This is a genomic window from Burkholderia sp. WSM2230 (genome assembly GCF_000472445.1).
Classification (GTDB): Bacteria; Pseudomonadota; Gammaproteobacteria; order Burkholderiales; family Burkholderiaceae; genus Paraburkholderia.
Genome location: NZ_AXAJ01000010.1, coordinates 26,068 through 36,730, shown reverse-complemented (window position 1 = coordinate 36,730; position 10,663 = coordinate 26,068). Strand labels below are relative to the sequence as shown.

The 10,663-nt window shown below is 62.8% G+C and carries 8 protein-coding genes; 4 read left to right on the top strand and 4 right to left on the bottom strand.

Annotation, left to right across the window (positions count from 1 at the left end):
• Positions 1-22 precede the first annotated feature (22 nt).
• Together A3AC_RS0119490 and A3AC_RS31080 are read left to right on the top strand one after the other, a co-directional pair.
• Positions 23-1,273, top strand: coding sequence for a cupin domain-containing protein (locus A3AC_RS0119490; protein WP_025600920.1), 1,251 nt, complete (start codon positions 23-25; stop codon positions 1,271-1,273).
• Positions 1,274-1,506: 233 nt separating this feature from the next.
• Positions 1,507-1,767: a hypothetical protein gene (locus A3AC_RS31080; protein WP_081652994.1), complete on the top strand. Its 261-nt coding sequence runs from the start codon at positions 1,507-1,509 to the stop codon at positions 1,765-1,767.
• Between the two features lie 200 nt (positions 1,768-1,967).
• Here the strand turns inward: A3AC_RS31080 and A3AC_RS0119480 are convergent, their stop codons facing one another.
• The 3 genes from A3AC_RS0119480 to A3AC_RS30120 form a co-directional block, all read right to left on the bottom strand.
• Positions 1,968-4,232, bottom strand: coding sequence for an ATP-dependent DNA helicase (locus tag A3AC_RS0119480; protein WP_025600919.1), 2,265 nt, complete (start codon positions 4,230-4,232; stop codon positions 1,968-1,970).
• A gap of 64 nt (positions 4,233-4,296) precedes the next feature.
• Positions 4,297-4,515, bottom strand: a complete 219-nt coding sequence (locus A3AC_RS0119475) for a DUF465 domain-containing protein (protein WP_013338815.1) — start codon at positions 4,513-4,515, stop codon at positions 4,297-4,299.
• Positions 4,516-4,760: 245 nt separating this feature from the next.
• Positions 4,761-5,651: a hypothetical protein gene (locus A3AC_RS30120; RefSeq protein ID WP_232231967.1), complete on the bottom strand. Its 891-nt coding sequence runs from the start codon at positions 5,649-5,651 to the stop codon at positions 4,761-4,763.
• Between A3AC_RS30120 and A3AC_RS31075 the strand changes: the two genes are divergently transcribed.
• Complete coding sequence (locus A3AC_RS31075; RefSeq protein ID WP_025600917.1) at positions 5,650-5,949, top strand: hypothetical protein; 300 nt, start codon at positions 5,650-5,652, stop codon at positions 5,947-5,949. The two genes, A3AC_RS30120 and A3AC_RS31075, sit on opposite strands and share 2 nt — an antisense overlap.
• Before the next feature lie 133 nt (positions 5,950-6,082).
• Entirely contained in the window at positions 6,083-8,425 is a 2,343-nt protein-coding gene (locus tag A3AC_RS0119460; protein ID WP_025600916.1) for a Tex family protein, read from the top strand.
• Between the two features lie 186 nt (positions 8,426-8,611).
• On the opposite strand, the gene A3AC_RS0119455 is transcribed toward A3AC_RS0119460, so the two are convergent.
• Complete coding sequence (locus A3AC_RS0119455; protein ID WP_025600915.1) at positions 8,612-10,498, bottom strand: potassium transporter Kup; 1,887 nt, start codon at positions 10,496-10,498, stop codon at positions 8,612-8,614.
• Between the last annotated feature and the right edge of the window lie 165 nt (positions 10,499-10,663).

Sequence of the window (10,663 nt, the reverse complement as noted above, 5' to 3'; positions counted from 1 at the left end):
AGAATACAACTCACATTATACGATGCCCAAGCGGCCCACTGACCACCCGGCCGAAGCAGCTTCGGCACGCAATTCGTCATCGGCTAAAAAGCCGGCTTCCGCGCTTCTCCCGCCTCCGCCCGACACGCCCACGCCGCTGCTCGGGAACCTCACGCCGTCGCAATTCATGCGCCGGTATTGGCAGAAAAAGCCTCTGCTGATCCGCCAGGCCATTGCCAACGTCGAGGCGCCGCTCTCGCGCGACGAGCTGTTCGAACTGGCGGATCAGGACGAAGTCGAGTCCCGGCTCATCACGCACTTTCGCAACAAGTGGCAACTGGAGCACGGCCCGTTCGCGCCCGACGAACTGCCGACGGTGAAGCAGCGCGCGTGGACGCTGCTCGTGCAAGGCGTCGACCTGCACGACGACCGCGCGCGCGCCCTGCTCGACCGCTTCCGCTTCGTGCCAGACGCGCGTCTTGACGATCTGATGATCTCCTACGCGACGGATGGCGGCGGCGTGGGCCCGCACTTCGATTCCTACGACGTGTTTCTGTTGCAAGTAAAAGGCAAGCGGCGCTGGCGAATCAGCGGGCAGAAAGATCTGACGCTGCGCCCCGGCATGCCATTGAAAGTTTTACAGAACTTTGAGGCAGAACAAGAGTGGGTGCTGGAGCCCGGCGACATGCTGTATCTGCCGCCGCATATCGCACACGACGGCGTGGCCGAGGGCGAATGCATGACCTGCTCGATCGGGTTTCGCGCGGCGTCGGCAGGCGAGCTGACGGCCCAGTTCCTTTACCACCTCGCCGAACGCGGCGAAGCAAATGGGCAGGCCGGCGCTCTTTACCGCGATCCGCAGCAGCCTGCCGTCGACCGCCCGGCGCAGTTGCCGGCAGCGCTCGTCGAGCGGGTTGGCGCAATCCTTGCTGGCATCAGGTGGAATGAGCAGGACATTGCGTCGTTCCTTGGCACGTATCTCAGCGAACCCAAGCCGAGTGTCGTCTTCGATCCGCCGCAAAGGCCGCTCAACGAAGCCCGTTTTATCAGTCAGGCGTCGAAATCAGGTGTCCGACTGGACCGCAAGACCAACCTGTTGTACAACCGCCGCTTTTTCTTCGTAAATGGAGAGAAAACGTCATTCGACGGTTCGAAAAAGTGGCTGTTTGACCTCGCAGATCACCGCCGTCTGAGTGCGAAACGCTTTGTAACACTCTCGCACGATTCGTCGGTGACAGCACGGCTACACGAGTGGTATCGTGCGGGCTGGATACAGATGGGCGAGCTTGCCTAGCCTCGCGTGTCTGTTATACACAGTACATTGAAATTTTGTATGAGAAAGACAACGTATTGACCCCGGATTTATGGATTGTCAGTACGAAAGTGCATATAATTTCCGCCCAAGCCGTAGGGAAGATTCCTGCTCGTCAAAAGAGCGTCTCCACCAGCGGCCCAGGTCGGTGTTGGAGCACATTACCGGTATTATTTTGCGCTGTTGCTTACCTTTAACCATAAAAGGACGTGATCATGAAGAAATCCCTCCTCGTAGCATCCCTGTTGGCAGCTGTGGCACTGGCTGCATGCAACAAGAGCAACGATCAAGCCGCTGCCCCGGCTAGCGACGCAGCTGCCGCTTCGGCACCGGCTGCCGCTGCTTCGGATTCGGCTGCTGCTGCTTCGGGTGCGGCTGCTGCTGCGAGCGACGCTGCTGCTTCGGCTTCGACCGCTGCTTCGGACGCAGGCGCTGCTGCTTCGGCTGCTGCTCCGGCTTCGGGCGCAAGCCAGTAAGCTGTCGCGTAGGGTTCGCCTTCGGGCGGAAACTGCATCGGGAAATCATCGCGATTTCCCGAGTGGTAAAGCAAAACGCCACGGATGTGAGTCCGTGGCGTTTTGCTATTGCAGCGCCGGTTTTCACAGCGCCGTTTTTTGCAGCGCCGGTTTTCACAGCGCATCTCGGGCGAATGCAACTGCGGATATTTCGGCCCCGCCTATTGCTCGACTTTGCCGCTCTCTTCGAAAAACTCGCGCACCACCTCGATCTCACGCGTGCGCTTGAACGGCGGCAGGCTTTGCCAGATCCGGCGTCCATAAGGCTTATCGACGAGACGCGTATCGCAGATCATCAGCACGCCGCGGTCGGTTTCGGCGCGAATCAGACGGCCTGCGCCCTGCTTTAGCGTAATGACGGCTTGCGGCAGTTGATGGACCGCAAAGGGGCTCAGACCTTTCTTCGTCAGCGCATCGAGCCGCGCCGACAGAACCGGATCGTCAGGCGGCGCAAACGGCAGCTTGTCGATCACCACGAGCGAGAGCGCATCGCCCCGCACGTCGACACCTTCCCAGAAACTCTGACTGCCGACGAGAATCGCGTTACCGTACGCGCGAAAACGATCGAGCAATTCCGTGCGGCTCGCATCGCCCTGAACCAGCAGCGGATAGTTCCAGCCGCGCGACTCGATCACATCGCGCAACTTCGCGGAGATGCGGTCCACGGCGCGCAACGTCGTGCACAACATGAATACGCCGCCGCCCGATGCTTCGATTGCCGGCAAGGCGGCATCGAACACCGCGTCGGTGAACATCGGCGATGACGGTTGTGGCAGGTTGCGCGGCACGTACAGAAGCCCTTGCGTCGGATAGTCGAACGGGCTCGGCAACGTCATCGAACGTTTCGCGTTGAGGCCCATTTGCGCGGCGTAGTGCGTGAAGTCGCCGCGCACCGACAAAGTAGCCGACGTGAAGATCCACGCGCGTGGCACGCCGGCACGCTGCTTCGCAAAGATGGGCGCGACCGAAAGCGGGGTCTCGTGCAACTGCACCGTATGCGCGAAGACTTCGATCCAACGCACCTTTTCGTTCGGATCGGCACGCTCGCTTTTGCCTTCAGCTGCGCCGCTTCGATCGGCATCCACAGTCTGACGCTCGAGCTCCGTTGGCGGCGTCGTCCAGCCGGCCAGCACCGCTTGCAACTCGCGCGCGCGGCGCAGACATGCGCCGATCGACTCGGCACGCTCCGCCTGCCCCGCGAGCGCGGACTCGAGCGCGTCGAGTTCGGTTTCGAGCGCTTCGAGCGCGGGGAACAACGGATGGTTGTCGGGCAACTGGCCAATCGACAAACGCACCGAATCTTCCTTGAACGCGAGCCGCACGTCGCGCGCGGCACGCTCCAATGTCGAGCCGAGCTTGACCCAATCGACCGCGTCGCGCGCATGACCCAAGCCCTCGGCCACCGAATCGCGTGCGAGCTCGAGAAACTGCGCAGTGGAAAGCGTCTCGCCGAAAAACAGCGTGGCCGTTTCGGGAAGCTGATGCGCTTCGTCGAAGATAATCGTGTTGGCCGTGGGCAGCAGCTCAGCCATGCCGGTATCGCGCAGCATGATGTCGGCGAAAAAGAGATGGTGATTCACCACCACGATGTCGGCCTGTTGCGCCTCGCGGCGCGCCTGCATCACGAAGCAGTCCTTGTAGTGAGGACACTCCTGGCCCAGACAGTTCTCGCGTGTGGACGTGACCATCGACCACACGGCCGCCGTTTCGGGCACGCTCGCAAGCTCCGCCTTGTCGCCGGTGCGCGTGATCTTCGCAAAGCGGACGATGTCCTGCAGATACGAGGTTTCCTGGCGCGACGGCAAGCGGCCGTTATCGGCCGTGCGCTGCAGATAGTAGTGGCACAGGTAATTCGCGCGGCCCTTGAGCATGGCCACCGATACAGGCACCGCAAGCGCGTCGCGAACGGTCGGAATATCGCGCTGAAACAGCTGATCCTGCAGGTGCTTGGTGCCCGTGGACACGATCACCTTGCCGCCCCACAACATGGCCGGTACCAGATACGCGTAGGTCTTGCCGGTGCCCGTCCCCGCCTCGACGATCAGCGTGTTCTCGGCGCCGTCGAGAGCCTGTGCTTCGTCTGCTTGCGCCGTCTCGCCTGCGGCATCGGCGCCCCCAGTTTGCAGACGCCGCGCCGGACGCTTTTGCGCCTCGAACATCGCGGGCTCGGGCATCGCGCGGCCCGACGCTTCCATGGCGGCCGCGACGGCACGCGACATTTCGATTTGCGACGCCCGCGAGCGGTAGCCGTCGATCTGCCGCGCCAGCAAGCCGTTGTCGGCGAAAATCTCGTTGAGTTCCGCGGCGCGGCGCGGATCGAGCGTGGCGCTCAGCGCCGACGCGGCGGGACGCGGCGCGGGCGCGCCAGTTTCTGCAGCGTCGTCGGCGGTACTCGCGCGTCGTGAAGTTTCAAGCGGTGAATTCAAGGCAAGCGTTTCCTGCAAAGTCCGGCCCGCGCGGCGCGCGCCCGGCGCCTGCCAGGCCGCGAACTCAGGCGCGTGCGTCCGGTTCGAGCTGCAATTGCAGCAAGATGATGGTGTCCTTGACTTTGAGCTTGCGCTTTTTCAGGCGCCGCAGCTCGAAGTCGTCGATGCCCGGCTCATCCGACATTCGGTCGATCAAACGGTCGAGCCCACTGTGCTCCGATTCCAGTTGCAGAATCCGGTCGCGAAGCGTTTCCGCGTTGATGACCTGATGTTGATCCCGCATGCTCGCCTCCGCTCGACTGCGGCGTGGGCTGCATGTTTGCCATGTTCAGCCCATTGCCTGAGGTTGCTGTCCGGCTCAAAACACGTTACGGCGACTCTCTGCGCACCGCCTACAGTCGCTGCGACCTGCGCTACCGCGATATTACAACCGCGGACCGCTGCGCGGACGTGCGCCGCACCGGCGCCACACGAACGCAGCGGGGCCGCGGCTGACTGCTATTGCTGTTGCTGCTACTGCTGTTGCTGCTACTGCTGTTGCTGCTGTTGTTTCTGCTGATCTTCCAGCTGCTTCTGCTGCTTCAGCTGTTCCTGACGTTTCTGTTCGGCTTTTTCGGCGGCCTGCTTCTGACGCGCTTCGACGTCGGCTCGATGCTGAGCGGCGTCGGCCTGTTTCTTTTCGAAGCTCTTCTGCTTCTCGACGCGCTCCTGCGCTTTCTGCGCGCCCTGCCGGCGGGCTTCGTCGAGCTTGCGCTGGAAGTCGCTCTGCTTCTGATCGTAGGCCCGCTGATTGGCCACCGCCTGCGACGGACTGATGCCGCGCTGCGCCTGATCGATTGCGTGCTGACGCTGCTTTTCCTCGTACGCCTGAGCATTCGCGCTGCGCTGCGGAGCCTCGGCCTTGCGCTGCGCCTGATCGAGTTCATGCTGGCGCTGCTTTTCTTCGTAAGCCTGGGCGTTGCGCGCGTCTTCGGCGGCACGCTGCGGCGCGCTCGCCTGTTCCTGTGCGCGCTTGAGCGCCGCCTGCTCGTCACGCTTGCGGGCACGCTCGACCCGCTCTTCGCCGTCGAGCGCGAGCTGCTCCTTGCGAATCTGCGCCTGCACCGTGCGCATCTGATCGCGCGCCTTATTCAGGCAGTGATTGACGAAAAACTTGCTGTAACAGTCGTGCTCGGCAACGCCATAGCGATAGTTGTTTTCCTCGGTGCGCTGATCAAGCACTTTCTGCCGCGCGTCGAATTCGCTGTCGAGAGAGGCGGCGCCTGGGGCGTCGCCGGCAGCGGCATCGGCCTTGGCACCTGGACTCGCGCCTTGCGAGCCCGCGCTTGCAGGTGCGACCGCGGGCGCTAGGACAGGCGTGGTTGAGGGCGTGATTGAGGGCGTGACTGAGGGTGTCACTGCGGGCGTCACTGCGGGCATGACAGCGGGCGCCGCCGACTGCGCCGAAGCCGCGGCGGGCACGACGAGCATCGCTGCCATCACCCATGCTGCGCAAGATCCCAAAGACGTGCGGCCCGTCACAGGCGCGCAACTGTCGGCACCGGACCAGCCCGCGGCGCGCGAAGCGAACGGCAGCAAGTGTGGCGAGCTGAAGACCGGGCTCGGGCCCTGGCGGTTGAACAAAAAGGAGAATCGCAACGTGATTGGCAACGTGATTGACAACGTCAAAGAGGGTCGACGGAACATGCCCGAAATTCTATCACCCCGGCGCGGTTGAGCCCTTTGGCATTTATGGCAAAATGCCCCGCTCCAGCCATCTGGCCGCAGCCCGCACGCACTGCGTGCCCGGCGCCGCAAAGCGCCGCCGGCGCACGGCCCTTGACCGAGTCCCGCAGGAAACCCAACAGCTTATGACGGAAACCGTAGCACTCAAGATCGTACAGCGCATCGCCGCCGAACTGTCCGTACAGCCGCGCCAGGTCGCGGCCGCGGTGCAACTCCTCGACGAAGGAGCGACTGTTCCGTTCATCGCGCGCTACCGTAAGGAAGTGACCGACAATCTCGACGACACGCAGTTGCGTAACCTCGAGGAACGCCTGCTGTATCTGCGCGAGCTGGAAGACCGGCGCGCGGCGATCATCGCCAGCATCGACGAACAAGGCAAGCTCACCGACGAGCTGCGCACCGCCATCGAAGGCGCCGACAGCAAGCAGGTGCTCGAAGACCTGTATCTCCCGTACAAGCCCAAGCGCCGCACGCGCGCGCAGATCGCTCGTGAGGCCGGCCTGCAGCCGCTCGCCGACGCGCTGCTCGGCAATCCGCTGCTCGATCCGCAAACCGAAGCCGCCGCTTATGTGGACGCGGAAAAAGGCGTCGCCGATGTGAAAGCCGCGCTCGACGGCGCGCGCGACATCCTCTCGGAACAGTTCGGCGAAACGGCCGAACTGCTCGGCAAGCTGCGCGACTACCTGTTCAATCAGGGCGTGGTGTCGTCGAAAGTGGTCGAGGGCAAGGAAACCGCTGAAGAAGAAAAATTCCGCGACTACTACGACTATGCGGAAACGATCCGCACCGTACCGTCGCATCGCGCGCTGGCGCTGTTCCGCGGCCGCAATGCGGGCGTGCTGATGATCAAGCTCGGCCTTGGCGAAGAACTCGACGCGCAAGTGCCGCATCCGGGCGAGGCGCTGATCGCGCGTCACTTCGGCATTGCCAATCAGAACCGTCCGGCCGACAAATGGCTCTCCGACGTGTGCCGCTGGTGCTGGCGCGTGAAGGTGCAGCCGCACCTGGAAAACGAGCTGCTGACGAACCTGCGCGACGAAGCAGAACACGAAGCGATTCGCGTGTTCGCGCGTAATCTGAAGGACCTGTTGCTGGCCGCGCCAGCAGGACCGAAGGCCGTGATCGGCCTCGATCCGGGCCTGCGCACCGGCGTCAAGGTCGCGGTGGTGGACCGTACCGGCAAGGTACTCGCCACCGACACCATCTATCCGCACGAGCCCCGCCGCGACTGGGACGGCTCCATTGCGAAGCTCGCGCGTCTGTGCGCGCAGACGCAGGCGGAGCTGATCAGCATCGGCAACGGCACGGCGTCGCGTGAAACGGACAAGCTCGCGAGCGAACTGATCGCGCGTCATCCGGAATTCAAGCTGCAGAAAATCGTCGTCTCCGAGGCGGGCGCGTCGGTGTACTCGGCGTCCGAACTCGCGGCGAAAGAGTTTCCGGACATGGACGTGTCGCTGCGGGGCGCCGTGTCGATCGCGCGGCGTCTGCAAGACCCGCTCGCGGAGCTCGTGAAGATCGAGCCTAAGGCAATCGGCGTCGGTCAGTATCAGCACGACGTGAACCAGCGCGAACTGGCGCGCTCGCTGGACGCCGTAGTCGAAGACTGCGTGAACGCGGTCGGCGTGGACGCGAATACCGCGTCGGTCGCGTTGCTCGCGCGCGTGTCGGGGCTCAACGCCACGCTGGCTCGCAATATCGTCGACTACCGGGATGCGAACGGCCCGTTCCCGTCGCGCGAGCATCTGCGCAAAGTGCCGCGTCTCGGCGACAAGACCTTCGAACAGGCGGCGGGATTTCTGCGCATCAACAACGGCGAGAATCCGCTCGACCGCTCGTCGGTGCACCCGGAAGCGTATCCGGTCGTCGAACGGATTCTCGCGAAGATCAACAAGCACGTGGGCGAAGTGCTCGGCAATCGCGACGCGCTGCGTGGTCTGTCGCCCACTGAGTTCGTCGACGATCGTTTCGGTCTGCCGACCGTTCGCGACATCCTGCTCGAACTCGAAAAGCCGGGCCGCGATCCGCGCCCGGAATTCAAGACCGCGACGTTCCGCGAAGGCGTGGAGAAAGTCAGCGACCTCACGCCCGGCATGGTGCTCGAAGGCGTGGTGACGAACGTGGCGGCGTTCGGCGCGTTTATCGACGTCGGCGTGCACCAGGACGGTCTCGTGCACGTGTCGGCCATGTCGACGAAGTTCATCAAGGACCCGCACGAGGTGGTCAAGGCCGGACAGATCGTCAAGGTCAAGGTGCTCGAAGTCGACGTGAAGCGGCAGCGCATCGCGCTGACCATGCGTCTGGATGACGAGTTCGGCGCAGCCGCGGCACGCAGCGGCGGCGCACAGCAGGAGCGCGGCGGCTTCGGCCGCTCCGGCGGCAGCGGACGCGGCGCGCCGCAGCGTTCGCGCGAGCCCGAACCGGGCGGCGCGATGGCCGCGGCCTTCGCGAAGCTCAAGCAGAAGTAAGGAGCCCGTGCGTTCGGTGTGCGAAGTGCTTGTGCGCCACCGAACGTGCGCTTGTCTTTGCGCGCCTGGCTTTACTCGCTTCTCTCTTACCCGATAGCCAATAAAAAACCCACGCAATGCCGTGGGTTTTTTGCTTCCCGCAACGCGCTTCGCGATGCACGCGAACAGCGCGAACCAGCGGCGCCGTCAGATTTCGATCTTCGTCCCCAACTCCACCACGCGATTGGCCGGAATGCTGAAGAAGTCGGTCGGCTTCGCGGCGTTCTGATGCATCCACGCGAATACGCGTTCACGCCACACCGACATGCCGGGCAATTGCGTGGGCACGACCGTTTCGCGGGCGAGGAAAAACGACGTGTCCATCAGCTCGAACGTCATGTCGTGAGTGCGGCTGATTTCCGCGAGCACGGCCTTGACGTCGGGCGTTTCATTGAAGCCGTACGCAGCCTTGACGAGATACAGACCGCCTTCGACATTCCTCACCGTCAAACGCTCTGCATCGTTCACATAAGGAATGTCGCGCGTGATGAAAGTCAGGAAAATCGTGCGCTCATGCAGCACCTTGTTGTGCTTGAGGTTATGCAGCAAGCTGACCGGCACAAGCGAATCGCTGCCCGTCAGGTAGATGGCCGTACCCGAGACCCGATGCGGCGGGTGCGCTAGCAGGCCTTGCAGGAACGGCATGAGCGGAATACCGTCGGCGGCCGTGCGCTCCTTCACGATCATCCTGCCCTTGAACCAGGTCATCAGCAGGAAGAACAGCAAGGCGCCGATGCCGAGCGGCAGCCAGCCGCCCTCTTCCACCTTCAGCAGATTCGCGCCGAAAAAGCCGATATCAATCGTCATGAATACGCCGATGATCAGCGCGACGAGGATCTTGTTCCAGTTCCAGACCTTCACCATCACCACGCAGGCGAGGATCGTGGTGATCACCATGGTGGCCGTCACCGCGATGCCGTATGCGGCGGCGAGGTTATCTGAGCTCTTGAACGCAATCACGATGCACAGAATGATGAAAAGCAGCATCCAGTTCACCACCGGCACATAGATCTGGCCGATAGCCAGCTCCGACGTGTGCAGGATCTTCATGCGCGGCACGTAGCCGAGCTGAATCGCCTGGCTCGTCAACGAATACGCGCCGGATATCACGGCCTGCGAAGCAATCACGGTCGCGATGGTCGACAGCACGATCAGCGGCAGCAACGCCCACTGCGGCGCGAGCAGGAAAAAGGGATTTTCGATTGCTTTCGCGTCGTGCATCAGCAACGCGCCCTGGCCGAAATAGTTCAGCACCAGCGACGGCATGACGAGGCAGTACCAGCCCATCCGGATAGGCTTCGCGCCGAAGTGCCCCATATCCGCGTAGAGCGCTTCGGCACCCGTCAGCACCAGCACGACCGAACCCAGCACGACGTAGGCTTGCAGCACGTGCGCGGCCATGAAGGAGTACGCGTAATAGGGATTCAGCGCGCGGATCACGCTCGGCGATTGCACGATATGCCAGACCCCGAGCGCGGCGAGCACCGCGAACCACAGCAGCATGATCGGGCCGAACAGCCGGCCGACCGTTGCCGTGCCGTGCCGCTGAATCCAGAACAGCAGCACGAGAATCACGATAGTGAGCGGCAACACCAGGTGAGAAAGATGAGGCGCGGCGATCTCAAGCCCCTCGACCGCGGAGATCACTGATATGGCGGGTGTAATCACCGCGTCGCCATAAAACATGCAGGCGCCGAAGATGCCGAGCATCATCAGCAAGCCGGCCATTTTCGATTTTTCATCCAGCGAACGCAGCGCCAGCGCCATTAGCGCGAGCACACCGCCTTCGCCGTTGTTGTCCGCGCGCATCACGAACAACACGTACTTGATGCCGACCACAATGACGATCGCCCAGAACAGCAGCGAAATCACGCCCAGAATGGATTGCTCGGTCAGCGGAATGCCGTGCGACGGGCTGAACGCTTCCTTCAGCGCATACAGCGGGCTCGTGCCGATGTCACCGAACACCACTCCGATCGCGGCCAGCGCGAGGGAAGGCAGTGGCTGTTTGTGCACGTGATTGTTATCTGTCATAAACGCGAGGAAATCCGTTTCCTGGGCGGAAAAAACGACCGCTATTCTAAACCGCCTGCCTGAAGCCGCCCGGCTTGTTGTGGATACACCACGTGGATGGTCCGCGCAGTGTAGCACTGCGATATGTGTGCGTCTGCTGTGCGGATCGGCGTGCGGCGAATGTCA

Coding starts and splice junctions, on each gene's coding strand:
- A3AC_RS31075 (WP_025600917.1), top strand. CDS start 5,650: ATGACAGCGGGCGCCGCCGACTGCGCCGAAGCCGCGGCGGGCACGACG.
- A3AC_RS0119460 (WP_025600916.1), top strand. CDS start 6,083: ATGACGGAAACCGTAGCACTCAAGATCGTACAGCGCATCGCCGCCGAA.
- A3AC_RS0119490 (WP_025600920.1), top strand. CDS start 23: ATGCCCAAGCGGCCCACTGACCACCCGGCCGAAGCAGCTTCGGCACGC.
- A3AC_RS0119455 (WP_025600915.1), bottom strand. CDS start 10,498: ATGACAGATAACAATCACGTGCACAAACAGCCACTGCCTTCCCTCGCG.
- A3AC_RS0119475 (WP_013338815.1), bottom strand. CDS start 4,515: ATGCGGGATCAACATCAGGTCATCAACGCGGAAACGCTTCGCGACCGG.
- A3AC_RS30120 (WP_232231967.1), bottom strand. CDS start 5,651: ATGCCCGCAGTGACGCCCGCAGTGACACCCTCAGTCACGCCCTCAATC.
- A3AC_RS31080 (WP_081652994.1), top strand. CDS start 1,507: ATGAAGAAATCCCTCCTCGTAGCATCCCTGTTGGCAGCTGTGGCACTG.